Raw genomic sequence first — 14,207 nt, 5'->3', positions numbered from 1 at the left:
GATCAAAAAATCCTATAAGCATTCCTGTTCCGAGGCAAATATTATGGCAGAATTCAAGCAAAAATCTCTAGTTTATCTACTTTGTCTAGCATTTTTCAGTAGTGCAGCCAACTTTCCAATCCTTGCTAATGCTGCCGGCACCTCTATGCAAGCCTATGAATCAAGTCCTGCGTCATCCTATACCGAGACTGAAGATGAACCACGTTACTTCCGAATGATCGGAGATCTCCTGATCGGTCGCCCCTTACTGTTAGTGGCCACAGGGATAGGCACAGGTATTTTCCTAGCCAGCCTCCCTTTTAGTGTCTTAGGTGGTAATGTTAAAGAAGCTGCAGATACCCTAGTGATTGGTCCTGCTCGGCAAACATTTGTGCGCTGCCTAGGGTGCCGAATATCTGTTATAGGATCAGACCAATATTCAGATACCCCCGAAACTTCAATAGAAGAGGGTTCCCCCCACGCGCCTATCAATAAGCACACCCCTTTTCAAGGTATTCCCCCCACGGACTAATTAGCCTAAACTTTGGTTTTTATCCCCAGAAATTGTTGGACAACCCTTTTATAGAAAGAGAAAATTGAATGCAGCGACCGATCGCCGGGCGCGAATTAGGATATCCGAGGGGTGCACGCAGAAGCGCGCCAGGGAAGGCGCATCTCTGCCTGTTTGCTGATTTCTATTTCGATGATGCCATCGCTAGCCGCACCTATCTTACTATAGGGTTTAACTCCTAAATTATCTCAATCTTTCTCCCCCTTCCGCGACTCTATGATATTATTTCGCGTTGTTTTAACCTCTCTTTTTTATTTAAACTAAAATCATTGGCCCTGATATTTTAGGCCTATTGTATTTGTCATGAATATTTTGACGGCTATACCCAATGGAGAATAATATGGCTAGGAAACCAAGCACAGCTAAAAAAACAACAAAAACAATGGCAGCTCACAGCAAAGCAACACCCGCAACCTCCCGCACAACTACGAGGGCGGCCACTAAAACACCCAATAACACCAAGCGCAAACTCGCTGGACTGCGTGAGCCAATGACGAAGACCCAGCTCTATGCCACCATTGCAGAAAATACCAATCTTTCCAAAAAAGACGTTGTCGCTGTGTTTGATGAACTCAATACACTCATTAACCGCCATATTAAAAAACGTAGCGCAGGGGTATTTACCCTACCGGGATTATTAAAGATCACTACAGTAAAAAAACCTGCACGAAAGGCGCAAAAAAATGTCCCTAATCCCTTTAAACCGGGGGAAACCATGGACGTTGCCGCTAAACCTGCTAGAACCGTCGTCAAAGTACGGCCATTGAAAAAACTAAAGGATATGGTCGCCTAATTTTTAGGAAAAACTCCCTCATAGGCGGCTATGTTTCGCTCCCATATACGTAGCCGCTGCATTTTTTCGCCCCATTGCTTCTAATAAAAAAAGCTGGAAATTACATTTACCAAATTTAGTCATCCAGACACCCTATCAGTCCCCTATCAGTTTTATCCTCCATCTCGCCAAGCCCGCCTAGCAAAGGTTTCCTTGCAGGCCCATCAATCAATATCTATAAAACCAATCAGGGTCATCATTAGCGGCAAGGCTCAGAAGAACTATGACTACCCATTTTTTGCATTCATTATTTGAACCCCAATCCGTTGCGGTCTTTGGCGCCAGTGATCGCCCCAGCTCCGTGGGTATGACGGTATTTAAGAACATGTTGGAGGCCGAGTTCCATGGTGAAATCCACGCCATTAACCCCAAGCGGGAAACGGTCCAAGGAAAACCCGCTTATCCCTCATTGGAAACCTTAGGAAAACCCATTGACCTTGCAATTATCACCACTCCGGCAGCCACAGTTCCTGACATTATTGAATCTTGTGGCAAACATGGCGTGGGGGCGGCTGTTATCATTTCCGCAGGCTTTCGGGAAATTGGTCCTCTGGGTAGGGAGTTAGAGGAAAAGCTCCTATTCCAAGCGCAGAATTATGGGGTTCGACTGTTGGGCCCTAATTGTCTCGGTATTATGCGCCCCCATCTTGGCCTCAACGCCACTTTTAATAAGGGTATGGCACTTCCCGGCAAGTTAGCACTAGTATCCCAATCCGGAGCTCTATGCACGGCAATTTTAGACTGGGCGACTTATAACAAAATTGGCTTCTCCTCGGTGATCTCTACAGGTATTTCTGCCGATTTAGATTTCGGTGAAATCTTGGATTATTTAGTCTTGGATCATCACACCGAAAGCATTCTTCTTTATATAGAAGGAATTCATCATGCCCGGGGATTCATGAGCGCGCTCCGCGCTGCTGCCCGGGTAAAACCCATTATTGCGGTAAAAGGGGGTCGGCACGCCGGGGGCTCCCAAGCCGCAGCTTCTCACACTGGAGCGCTAGTAGGAGCCGATGATGTCTTTGATGCTGCCTTACGGCGTGCAGGTGTGGTACGGGCCACCACCGTAGTGCAATTATTTTCTATTGCCAGGACTTTGGCCTCAGGTTACCGCACCCGAGGCAACCAGCTTGCTATCATCACCAACGGCGGAGGCCCTGGGGTGTTAGCCGCCGATCGGGCTGAGGACCTAGGCATACCACTGGCATGTTTAACCCCTTCAACCACTGAAAAGTTAAATCAAGCCCTCCCCCCTACGTGGTCTCATGGCAATCCCGTGGATGTGATTGGAGATGCTTCAGCGGAACGCTACCGAGAAGCAATTACCCTGTGTTTACAGGATGATCATGTGGATACCCTGTTAGTCATTTTGACCCCCCAAGCCATGACCCATCCCCAAGAGGTGGCCGAAACCCTCATTAAGCTCGCTTCTGAGGACAGAAGCAAACCGATTCTCGCCTGTTGGATGGGGGAAACTCAGGTGGCTTACGCTCGCGAGGCCTTTAGTAAAGCCCAAATTCCATGGTTTCAAACTCCAGAAGCGGCCGTAGAAGCCTTTGCTTTTCTCGCCGAATATCATCGCAATCAACTGCAATTACTGCAAACTCCAGGGCCCTTATCCCGACGTGAACCCCCTGATGCCAGCGGAGCACAGCTTATCATCGAAAATGCCCTTGCTGAACATCGAAAAGAACTCAGCACCATGGAGGCAAGAGCTGTGTTACGGGCCTTCCGTACTCCCGTTGCCACTTGCATGATGGCCCGCTCTCCCAATGAAGCATTGGTTTTGGCGCAAGAAATCGGTTACCCCGTGGCCATGAAAATCGCCTCTGCCCAGATCACCCATAAAAGTGACGTGGATGGGGTTCGACTTCACCTAGATAATGGTCAAGCGGTGCGGCGCGCCTATCAAGATCTTATCAATAGCGTCAAAAGTCATAGACCCGACGCCCCTATTGAAGGGGTTACCATTGAGCCCATGTGTATCAAACCCAATGGACGGGAATTAATGATCGGAATTATTCGAGATCCCATCTTTGGCCCTGCAATTACTTTTGGTGCCGGAGGCACTGCTGTGGAAGTACTTAGCGATCGGGTTGTGGCTCTTCCTCCGCTCAACCGGAGTTTGGTGCAAAGTATGATCGCCGGCACCCGTATCTCCCGTCTGCTAGGTCCCTTCCGTAATTTGCCCGCGGCCAACATGGAAGCCATTGAGCAAATTCTGCTACGCGTTTCTGAAATGGTCTGTGAGCTTCCCTGGCTTAAGGAAATGGATATTAATCCTCTCATTGTGGACGAATGTGATGCAGTGGCTGTGGATGCCCGGATGACCCTCGATTATCCGCCCCCGGCGATGACTCCTTACGCCCATATGGCGATCCATCCCTATCCCCATCATCTCGTCCAGCGCTGGCAATTACCCGACGGCACAGAAATCATTATCCGCCCTATTCGTCCCGAGGATGCGGAAATAGAACAGCGGTTTGTCCGTGGACTTTCCGCGGAAGCACGAATGTTTCGATTTATGCAGGCTTTAAAGGAACTTCCGCCCGCCTTGCTAGCCCGTTTTACGCAAATTGATTATGACCGTGAAATGGCTTTGATCGTGGTGACCGAACAAGAGGGCCAAGAAGAGGAAGTGGCCGTCGCCCGTTATATTACCCACCCTAATGGAACGAGCTGTGAATTTGCCCTCGTCGTCGCCGATGCTTGGCAACATAAAGGAATTGCCCACAAATTGATGGAAGCACTCATGGATGTAGCGCGAGAGCGGGGCCTAGAAATCATGGAAGGGGATGTCTTAGAGAATAACTACCGCATGCTTAGTTTATGCCGATCATTGCATTTCATCCTCACCGCCCATCCTGACGATCCTGCGCTTATGCGGGTCTATCGCCGGCTATAGCAATATTGCTAGAGAAGCTCTTTATCCTTAAATCTGGGACTAACCCTTAGCAGGCCAATCCACCACATGATCCTCCAAGTCCCGAACTTGGGATTCTAGAACTGTCCGCCCCCGTGCTGAAACACCAGCCTGGTGTACGGTTTCCGGATCACCGGAAATCAAGGGATGCCAATCAAACAGTTCTTTGCCCTCCCCTATCAGACGATAAGCGCAGGTGGAGGGCAGCCACTTCAGCGCTTCTGTCAACTCCGCCCTCAAGCTTAAACAGTCTGACACTTTCTGAGCACGGTGCTGATAATCCATGCAGCGGCAACTATGTAGGTCCAAGAGTCGACAAGCCACATCCGTATAGAAGATCTCTCCAGTCTCCGCATCTTCTAGCTTATACAGACAACATTTACCGCAACCATCACACAGCGCCTCCCATTCCTCTGGGGACATAGCTTGCAAAGTCTTATGTTTCCAGAATTCAGGTTCAATCATCGTATTTTCCCGCGAGGTTTATCCCTTAAAACTTTCCACGATAGGGGTATTAATACGGCCAAAAATAGTTTGAGGTTGGGTACAGCGGGGAGCGCCGGAACCGATAAAGCGCGTGGAGCGGTAAAGACCCCACGGGCCGTGGCCTAGCCACCGCCTGAGGACCGCATTGAGGCGCGAATTCTCCCGACTAGCCACAGGCGAGTAGCTCGTCATGTCGAAACGCCAACTTAGGAGCACGCGATTACCGTAGCTCGACTTTAATTTCTAGTTCCTTATCCTCATCAAAAAAAGCACTTCGACGTACCTTGACGATCACCTCATCACCGGGCTTTTTATCCCACATGATTTCTTTCACATCAGACATATCAACAACAGGATGACCGTTCAAAGCAAGGAGTTCATCTTTCTCTTTAATTCCAGCCGTCTTAGCCGCGCTAGTCTCAGAAAAAGCCTGGATTTTAAGTTTTCCGTCGGATTGCTTGAGCATTACTCCCAAAAAACCGGCATTTGGCAGTTCTTTTTTCTCGGAGAGCAATAAATAATCCGCAATTTCTGGCTCAATAAGACCTTCCCAATCATTCAGCACGATAGCCACACTCACCTTGTCAAGACGCCGGCTGAAGCGCTCTGGGATACCCACGCCATAGGCTAAATGACCATTGCCCGCAAGGACCACCATGTGAGTATCAGGATGGTCCTGCAGATAGTGGGTAGCCCCCTCCGCCATGGATTCGTCCCATACCAGTTGAGCCTCATAAAAAGTCTCGAAAGTCCCGAAATGCTGGGGATGATTTTCAAACACTTTTTTCAGGCGCTGACGGTACTCTGCATTGGAACGGTCAATATCGGCAGGAAGCTGCCCCCGTTCCTCTTTAGAAAGTCCCTCTAGACCATCTCGGCCCACCTTTTGAATGAGCTCCGTGGGGACATTGAGGGCCAGTATGGGAATGTCGTTCTCTTGGGCAAACTCAAGGATCGGGGCATACAGGCGGAAATCATAGATCCAACGATCATAATATTCGGTTTTATCTAAAAACTCCCCGACGCTTAATTCACCCGCGATGTATTGATCCAAATAAGGCTGAAACGGTTGCTGAAAAAACTCAACCCCAATCACCAATTCCGGATGTATGGCGTGCAGTCCACGAATGATGGCAAGCTGATTCAAGTGGTGATCATAGCGGGGGTGCTGCTCCCCCACAAAGACAACCTGATAACGTGACAGCTCGGGAATAAGTCCCTCCAACTCGAGCAACTGCCTCAAATTTACCGCCTTGGTGGAGGGCTCAATTTTAGTAGTATCTGGAACAACTTCCCTCTCCTTGACTTCCCCCTGCACTGCTCCCTCTGGGGCGCTTTCCCTAGGCGAAGATTGCACTAGCGCAGGGAATAAGACAATAAATAACAGCAGCAAGAAAATAGGAGTAGTTGCTTGATTTTGCATCTATGGAAATCCGCCTTAATCGATTTTTTTATCTAATATCATCAGGTAAGACACGGGCTTCTGTAGAAAGTTTATAAGGATGTCCTGCCGAAGTGGTCATCTCTACTTCAAATAGGTAGGCACGATACCCCTGCTTTGGAATATCTACCTGAGTCGCCGCATAGCTGCTGCCAGATAGGATTTTTAGATTTCTGCTTGACCAACGCTCATCACGAAAATCCCGATCGGCTGAAGTCGCTGTCCAAAGACGGATTGCCCGAGCGGATTGATCGCCAAAGACTTTAACACTCGCCTCTCCGCCAGCCCCCTCTTGTCGTTTCCATTCCATTTTCGGCAACTCCTCACCATCAGCAATCATTTGGAAAAAAGCAGCTAGAGTCTGCATGGCTTCTTCTCCCCCCCCTAAGTGATGCCCCCCATTGGGGGTTTGAAAAACCAATTTGGGTGCCGGCAAATCATTCCAATAATGTCGTAACGAGTCCACCACCCAATAGGGGTCATTGGTGCCAAGCAACAAAAGTTTAGGCATGGTGTAGCGCAACCGGTATTCATAAGGATCGATCCAACTGCGCAGTTTTACCATGGCCGGGTCATCTTGATTTTGGTGGAGATTGAGCTCGGTATAATCACTGATTTCTTTGCTTTGCCTACCGTAGACTTTTGCACTCCAACGCAATTGCTGCTCCATATTGAGCATATCGATGACCATGGGGGCCATCCCTTTTATCCGAGAATCTAACGCGCCCGTCAACCAAGTCGTCCATCCCCGCTTGGAGGCGCCCGCCACCACAAATCCTTCAATCTGCTGCTGAAATGCCTGTTGGGCAAAGGACTGCACGGTATCCATACCCCGGACAACGCTCTTCACCATGGGAAACAGTAAAGGCCAAGTTTCATCGCCGGTTTTTAAAAATTGGACCAGAGTAAAGGCAATTAAGGCGTCTTCTTTGAGTCCATTATAAAGCGGTTGGTTAGGAACTTGGGTAATGACGGCGGTCACCGCGCCAGCCCGCTGAGCCATCATTTTCAATCGCTCCAGGTATCTCTCCCCATTACCCTCGCCAGCAATCAGGAGAAAACCGATTTCAGGATTTCGGACTTCATTAGGTCGCGCTACCATCAGATGATGGCTCCAGAACTGATTACGCCAATGTTGAGAAACCAATTCCAGGCGAGCCAGTGTTCCCCAATGGTCTTGCTTCTGTGCCGTCAGTTTCCAATTGTAATGGGGGTCGGGCTGGCTTACATAATCTTCAAGCGCACCTGCAAAAGCTGATTTTATTGCCAAAAATAGCGACATTGCTAAAAAAATTGCCTTTGAAGATAAGGGAAAAGGGGGAAATAACATCGTTTTAAGGCCTTTAATATCCTTTAAACCTAGCATCCCAAAATGAGGCCACAAAAATCTTGTTCGCCCTCGACTTAAAGAGTCAATGTGAATTTATCGACTAATGCTCCAGGAAGCCGAAAACTCGATAAGGAGCGGCGCTCGTAGGTATTCGGATCCAGAAGAAATTCCCGCTCCGTGGTAAGGCCCAGCAGGTTGTCGCCAAACATTTGATACCAACTCTCATCAAAACGCATGACGTCGATAGGCGCTTGGGGTTTGCCCCCCTCCACCCAAAAACAGGCATAACGGGTCATGCCAGTAATGCGGGCATCATTAGGATCAGAAAAATTGCTATACCATAGATTAGTGATATAGATACCCTTCTCCAAGTTCTCGCAGACTTCATTCGTCTTCAGTCTACCGGGAGCTAAATCCAGTGACTGGGGGATCTCGCTGCCGGCATTCACCGGAATACCATATTCTTTGCTGCTACGGGGTGAAACCAGGCAATCCTGGTAGGCCCCCTGGGTAATGAGTCGAATCCGCTCCGGCTTTTGAAAGCCCGTCTCTGTAAAGCAGGGGACAACACCGCCCCCCGGGTACTCACTCAAGTTTACCAGGGGATGAAGCAGCCTTTTGCCCTGGGCCATTTTCAGAAGCGGGGTTTGCTGGGTTCGATGGCTTTTTAAGCCGAACCCGCTCCAACCCAGTAAGGAGAAAATTTCCATCAACGCCGTGGGAGCGAGATACACTCGATACCGCCCTGGAGGAAGCACCTTAGCCGGACGGTGAAATAAGCCTAATTGCTCACGCACTCTTTGCATTTTGTGCTCTAAATGGATGGGGTCCCAGCTGGTTCCGGCATATTGGGATTTAACAGCCCCACCACCACCATGATAGCAGCTCCAATCAAAATTAAAATTACCCGTGGAATACCAGTTGTACTGGCCCAGCGAATTGGCAAAACCGCGATATAATCGGCCGCCCGCCCAGAGACCCACCAGATCTAAGCCAGCAGCGACAGTGAGAATATCCTTTAGGACCACCTCCACCCTGGGAAGGTCCTCTTCCTCCATAGTCTCGGTATTGTACCCTGCGGTAGCATAAAAGAGGTAAGGATCCTCAGGGATAAAGCGGCGCTGATCACGCAATGCCGCGAGTAGGGATTGAACGGGAGGCAGATCATTGTTCAAATCCCCCACCAAATGACAGCGTCCGGTGGCATGACGATAGCCTGCTGATAGATCCAAGGAGAGTTCTAATTGCTGAACACTGCCCGCCTGGCGCACCTGGTTCCGGTTAAATCGAATAAAATCCGAGTCCTCTGCCTCGAAGTAAAGCGTCAAAACCTCTCCCGAGTGCAGATTAGTGGTCAAGGTATCGGCCAGAGTGTTAAAGAACTCCCGCAGAGGCATTCAAACTCCCCCAAAGACATCCACAGCAGTGAATAGGCAGGCGGGAGAGGCGTGACCCACGTAGATGGCCTGATTCGGTTCCCCCTTGCCACAATTGAGTGTTCCCATTAACTCAACCGTACCAATATCCCCCACCCCCGAGAGGGCGCGCCAAAAGGTGGCGGAAATGCCACGATAATTAGGGTTCTTGACTACTTCTTGAAGTTCACCATTACGGATCAAACGACCATATTCACAACCAAACTGGAATTTATTACGGCTATCATCAATGGACCAGGAACGGTTAGTGTCCATGAGTACCCCATGCTCTACCTGGCTAATCAGTTGCTCCAGGGTGCTGTCACCAGGTTCTAGATTGAGATTAGCCATGCGATCGATAGGCGGCCGATTCCAATTACAAGCCCGGGCATTCGCCACTCCTGACAGATTAGCACGATTCTGGGATATCACCCCCCCTAAAGGCCGCTTCAGAATACCCTTCCTAATCACATAGGTATGTTCGGCCAGGCTTCCCTCGTCATCGAATCGATAGCTTGCCAACTGGGCGGCGCAGCGGGGGTCGAAGGTCACGTTCAAAAGTGTTGAACCATAAGGATAGGTTCCAAACATATCCAGAGTCACAAAACTGCTTCCGGCGTAGTTGCGCTCATCCCCGAGAATCCGATCCAGCTCCAGCGGATGTCCGATACTCTCATGGATCTGCAGCATCATCTGCTCAGGCAACAGCAGTAGATCCATCTGGCCAGAGGGACAGTTCGGCGCCAGGAGTAATTGCAATGCCTCTTCCGCCACCCGCTTGGGGGCGTCAAAAAACCTCAAGCGGTCCAGATGTTCCAATCCTCCCTGGCGGGCATGGTCATAGCCATAACTTCGAATCTGGGTCTCACTGCCCCCATGGGCCACCGCCTTAAGCTCAGGCATCAGGTAATAAAAAGACTGGGTGATTTCAGCCCCGGCACTGGTGAGGAACAATACCTCACTGGCTCGGTAACTGAGGGTGGCCAACCAATCCACGATGGCATCTGTGATTTTTAAACGTCGGCAGGTATCCTGCAACAACTCGATTTTGGCATTCAAGTTCAAGGATTCCCAGGATTGCTCTACCGGAGTGCGGTACTGTCCGGATTGATGGGGCCAAGTGATATGCTCAGGAGATAAAAGACTGGTGTTAGCCGTACGTTTTGCCCAGGTCATGGCGCGCCGAAAGGCTTCCGCTAACCCTGTTGTGCTGAGATCGCTAGTGGCGGCATAACCTAGGCCCCCTTGATCCATGACTGTAATATAAGCACCTAGACCATGATGGTTAGTGATGGGCTGTAACACATCCTGCCGCACGCCCAACCGCTGACGCCGATCTTCTACTAGGCGCAGGGACCAAAAATCAACCGGAGAGGGAATATTTTTAAAACGCTTTGCGATCAGCTCAAGCATGGCATGTAGGCGTCAAGATCGGTTTGTAGCATCAAGGGGAATTCTTTACAGTAGTTGAAAAAAATGATTTCGTTCAACAAGCTTAGAACAGTCACTGGATGGACGCCCTAATCACAGCGGATAATACCTGGACCCTTTGGGCTATCTTACTCACTGCCGCTGCCCTGGGCACCTGGGGAGAACGCACAGCCTTAGGCGCCCGGTTCTCTGGGGCAGTCATTACCTTGCTCACGACCTTTGCTCTGTCCAATTTAGGAGTCATCCCAGCGGCTGCCCCCGTTTACGACACTGTCTGGACCTACCTGGTACCACTCGCTATTCCCTTGCTGCTGTTTTCCGCCGATCTACGCCGTATCGTCCATGAATCTGGGGCGACCCTAATGGCTTTTGCCCTGGGTGCCTTAGGCACGGTGATGGGCACGGTAGCCGCTTTTTATTTGATCCCCTTAGGAGAACAGGATTGGCAACTGGCTGCTATTTTCAGCGCCACTTACATTGGCGGCTCAATGAACTATATGGGAGCCGCCGAGGCGGTAGGATTACGTACCGGTGATCTACTTACCGCCGGTATCGCGGCTGACAATCTGATGATGACTCTCTATTTCCTGCTGCTTTTTACGCTGCCCTCACTTCCTTGGCTCCAGACATGGTATCCGACTCCTCTCCTCAGGGACACCCCCTCCCTCGATGGTGCACTGACTTTGGAGCCCCCCCCAACCCCCCACCTGCATCTTTCTTCCCTTCTTACTGGACTTGCCCTTAGCAGCCTAATCTGTGCCATTAGCTTTGCCTTGGAAGCAGAACTGGATTGCTCGGGTAGCGGCATCCTCATCCTAACCGCCCTCACCATTACGCTGGCGACCTTGCTTCCCCGCCAGATGGCAAAGTTGGAAGGCGCCCATGAGGTGGGGCTTATACTCATGCAAGTTTTCTTTGCCGCCATCGGCGCCAGTGCCAACATTACCGTCGTTTTAACGGTGGGGCCGGTGTTGTTTGGATTTGCGGGACTGATTCTTGCCATCCACCTGATGACCCTTTTGATTGGCGGCAAACTCTTCAAACTCAGCCTGCCAGAAATGGTGGTCGCCTCCAATGCCAACATGGGAGGCCCAACAACCGCCGCTGCAATGGCAGCAGCCCGCCGATGGGACTCTCTGGTCATTCCGGCCATCCTCTGCGGCACACTAGGCTATGCCACTGCCACCTTTATCGGGGTAGCGCTGGGTTCTGGGTTAAAATCCTAACCCCTCATCACAGTATCAATTTTAAGCTGGCTTATTTTTTATACCGCCCCTATCGGCAGTGATTTTGCACACCACACGGCCGACCCCGCCGGCGACATAGTTTTCCCATTGCAATACACGCAGGTTAGCAGGCTCCTTGGCTCCCCCTGGAGTGATGTAATCAATCTCCCAACCAAATTCTGAATCGCGATTTCCATAGTGGTCACGCCGTACCCAAGCACCACATTCATCCTTTCGCCATAGATTTGGGTCCTGATCAGGAGCAACTCGACTTTTCTGTTCCCAAACCGCCTGTACCAACTCTTCACTGAATGCCATTGCCTGTCTCCCCTTTATCTGAACTATAACTTTTTTGATTTTTACTGAGTTTATTCCGAGGCCAAAAAAAACAGCAATTTAAGATAAATTTTAAGCTCAGGCTCCCCAGCGCTCCTGAAGTATTTTCTTGTAGTTACGGTGGATCATCAGCACCACCTCGTCACCCTTTTTTAGCTTAGTGTCCGACTCCGGCCAAAGGAATTCATCATTCCGATAAATACAGGTCACCCGTGCCAGTTCCGGTAACCCCAATTCTTGTATCCGCACCTGGTCCTCTTCTCTGGCCACAAAGGAAAAGACATCCGCATCCCCCTTGATGAGCGCTGAAATCTCATGCACATCCCGACCTACGGCGAGTTCAGCCAAATAGCGGCCCATCGTCCGGTCTGGGATGATGACATCTTCCAGGCCCAATTCAAGACAAACATGCTGCAGTTCATCATCCTCAATGCGTGTAATGACACGGGGGAACCCCAAAGAGCGCCCTACTAAACTGGCTACTATATTAGCGTGGTCATCACTTGTCAGGCAGAAAAGGACATGGGTCGCCTTGGGGCCCACTTCTCTTAGAATGCTTGGCTTACCGCCATCACCATGCAGAAAACCACAATCTAAATTATCCGCAAGTGCTTCTAGGGTTTCTTTATCCCGCTCGATGATAACCACCTCATGACCCCGATCCACTAGGATGCGGGCCGTCCTTATAGTGAGTGCACTAGCGCCAATAAATACAAATCGCATTTCAATCTATCCGCTTGCCGAACCAGGTGCCGGGGAGTAAAAGAATTAATAGCGCAACTATTTCGAGACGCCCAAGCAACATATCCAGGCACAACACCAATTTAAGCGTCGGCTCTAGACTAGGGCTCGTGACCCCTGTGGAAAGCCCCACGGTAGCCACGGCGGAGACCACATCGAACAGCGAATCCAAGGGGTCATAGCCATAGGCAAGAAAGGGCAGCCAGGACAACACAATAGTAATCAAATACAAAAACACAATTGCGACTGCACGCTCAATGTCAAGGGGCTCAAGGCGCCTACGTCCAAGCGTAGGTTCCAGCACGGCATGGGGTGGCAGGCTAGCACGGACGAACAGGAGCTGAAGCAAGCGCAGCAGGATCAAAAAACGTATTATCTTGATGCCCCCGGAGGTTGAGCCCATCCCACCACCTAGAAACATGGATACAATTAAACCCAATTTTGATACTGAGTCTAGCTCCCCAATCTGCAAACTGGAAAAGCCGGTTGTACTTTGGGCCGAGAAGGCCAGCAAAGGAGCATGCCAAACCGCTTCGCTCCAAGAAGCCCCCCCTACCCATACCCTACTCCAACTTAGGAACACGGTCAGGAGCAGTACCGCTAAAACCAACACGCGCACCTCCATGTCTCCTACCAGCTCACGGAATCCGGCACGGTAAGCCCGATAGTAAAGGGCTAATGGGATCGCGCCGAAAAAAGCAAAGAGCAGGTTCGCTGCCTGCTGCAACCAGTCGCCAAGCCCAATTAAGCTGTCGTCATAGGGGGAAAAACCGCCCGTGGAAACAGCCGCCAAAGTGTGCAGCAGAGCAGGAAATGCCTGCACTCCCATTGACCGCAGAACCAGAAACCCGCAGACTGTAAGCAACAGATACACCATCAGTGCGCTACGAGCGTGAGCACGGGCGCTACCTACCATATCCGATGGTTCCCAGGTTCCGCCAGCAAGGCGCCTAGCGACCTGGCCATGGCCCATAAACAATGCCAAACTTAGAACCACAATACCCAGGCCGCCATACCATTGCATCCACGCTCGCACAAACAGAAAGCCAGAAGGTTTCCCTTCAATAAAACCCAAAGTTGAAAGCCCAGTGGTCGTCACACCAGAAGTGGCTTCAAACAAGGCATCTAGAAAAGAGAGGCCGTATCCCATGAGTGGGTATACCGTGAGCAAGGGCGCGATAAGGAAAATTAAAGCAGTGATGGCCAAAGCCTCATTGACCTGAAGATGAGTGCTCTCCTTGATATATACTGCGCCAGCTGCAACCACGAGCAAAGCACCGGAAATAATTAAAAAGCGCAGTACTACCCGCAATTCACCGAAGCCCAGGGAAACCATGGCAGGCACGAGAGTCAACACGGCAACAACAAAGCATAGCTGCCCCCCATATTTTGCGATAACTGACCACCGAACCGCAGAGGCAAGGGGCTTGATTTGTGAGGCGAACATAGATTTTGTGCGTGCTGACCTCTCCGGCCCCTTTCTTACTTCTTAAATC

General features: G+C 50.4%; 13 protein-coding genes. 4 read left to right on the top strand and 9 right to left on the bottom strand.

All coding sequences use genetic code 11. The features are described 5' to 3' along the window. Positions 1–43: 43 nt before the first annotated feature. The 3 genes from E3U44_RS11850 to E3U44_RS11840 all read left to right on the top strand — a co-directional run bounded on the left by E3U44_RS11850 (position 44) and on the right by E3U44_RS11840 (position 4,287). Entirely contained in the window at positions 44–511 is a 468-nt protein-coding gene (locus E3U44_RS11850) for a hypothetical protein (RefSeq protein ID WP_134358394.1), read from the top strand. Positions 512–890: 379 nt separating this feature from the next. Beyond that, positions 891–1,343: an HU family DNA-binding protein gene (locus tag E3U44_RS11845; RefSeq protein WP_134358393.1), complete on the top strand. Its 453-nt coding sequence runs from the start codon at positions 891–893 to the stop codon at positions 1,341–1,343. A gap of 262 nt (positions 1,344–1,605) precedes the next feature. Continuing rightward, positions 1,606–4,287 carry a bifunctional acetate--CoA ligase family protein/GNAT family N-acetyltransferase gene (locus tag E3U44_RS11840; protein WP_134358392.1) on the top strand — a complete coding sequence of 894 codons (2,682 nt, stop codon included), beginning with the start codon at positions 1,606–1,608 and terminating at the stop codon, positions 4,285–4,287. A gap of 39 nt (positions 4,288–4,326) precedes the next feature. Here the strand turns inward: E3U44_RS11840 and E3U44_RS11835 are convergent, their stop codons facing one another. The 6 genes from E3U44_RS11835 to E3U44_RS11810 all read right to left on the bottom strand — a co-directional run bounded on the left by E3U44_RS11835 (position 4,327) and on the right by E3U44_RS11810 (position 10,390). Then, positions 4,327–4,770, bottom strand: a complete 444-nt coding sequence (locus E3U44_RS11835) for a YcgN family cysteine cluster protein (protein WP_134358391.1) — start codon at positions 4,768–4,770, stop codon at positions 4,327–4,329. 18 nt (positions 4,771–4,788) lie between these two features. Beyond that, positions 4,789–4,983, bottom strand: a complete 195-nt coding sequence (locus E3U44_RS11830) for a hypothetical protein (RefSeq protein WP_134358390.1) — start codon at positions 4,981–4,983, stop codon at positions 4,789–4,791. Positions 4,984–5,011: 28 nt separating this feature from the next. Next, a complete protein-coding gene (locus tag E3U44_RS11825; RefSeq protein WP_134358389.1) occupies positions 5,012–6,214 on the bottom strand; it encodes a ChaN family lipoprotein in 1,203 nt (400 codons plus the stop codon). Between the two features lie 28 nt (positions 6,215–6,242). Continuing rightward, complete coding sequence (locus E3U44_RS11820; protein WP_240761412.1) at positions 6,243–7,502, bottom strand: PhoPQ-activated pathogenicity-related family protein; 1,260 nt, start codon at positions 7,500–7,502, stop codon at positions 6,243–6,245. A gap of 134 nt (positions 7,503–7,636) precedes the next feature. Continuing rightward, complete coding sequence (locus E3U44_RS11815; RefSeq protein WP_134358387.1) at positions 7,637–8,959, bottom strand: TldD/PmbA family protein; 1,323 nt, start codon at positions 8,957–8,959, stop codon at positions 7,637–7,639. After that, the gene (locus tag E3U44_RS11810; RefSeq protein WP_134358386.1) at positions 8,960–10,390 is read right to left on the bottom strand and encodes a TldD/PmbA family protein; all 1,431 of its coding nucleotides are present in this window, start codon (positions 10,388–10,390) and stop codon (positions 8,960–8,962) included. A gap of 98 nt (positions 10,391–10,488) precedes the next feature. Here E3U44_RS11810 and E3U44_RS11805 point away from each other — a divergent pair, with 98 nt between their 5' ends. Next, on the top strand, positions 10,489–11,634 hold the full coding sequence (locus tag E3U44_RS11805) for a DUF819 family protein (RefSeq protein ID WP_134358385.1): 1,146 nt from the start codon (positions 10,489–10,491) through the stop codon (positions 11,632–11,634). Between the two features lie 21 nt (positions 11,635–11,655). On the opposite strand, the gene E3U44_RS11800 is transcribed toward E3U44_RS11805, so the two are convergent. The 3 genes from E3U44_RS11800 to E3U44_RS11790 form a co-directional block, all read right to left on the bottom strand. Continuing rightward, positions 11,656–11,952 (bottom strand): HNH endonuclease, encoded by a 297-nt coding sequence (locus E3U44_RS11800; protein WP_134358384.1) that lies wholly within the window; start codon positions 11,950–11,952, stop codon positions 11,656–11,658. A gap of 96 nt (positions 11,953–12,048) precedes the next feature. Continuing rightward, complete coding sequence (locus E3U44_RS11795; protein ID WP_134358383.1) at positions 12,049–12,693, bottom strand: potassium channel family protein; 645 nt, start codon at positions 12,691–12,693, stop codon at positions 12,049–12,051. A 1-nt stretch (position 12,694) separates the two neighbouring features. Beyond that, entirely contained in the window at positions 12,695–14,158 is a 1,464-nt protein-coding gene (locus E3U44_RS11790) for a TrkH family potassium uptake protein (RefSeq protein WP_134358382.1), read from the bottom strand. Positions 14,159–14,207 lie beyond the last annotated feature (49 nt).

This window comes from Nitrosococcus wardiae (assembly GCF_004421105.1).
GTDB classification, from domain to species: Bacteria; Pseudomonadota; Gammaproteobacteria; order Nitrosococcales; family Nitrosococcaceae; genus Nitrosococcus; species Nitrosococcus wardiae.
This window is presented reverse-complemented; position numbering and strand designations above follow the sequence as displayed.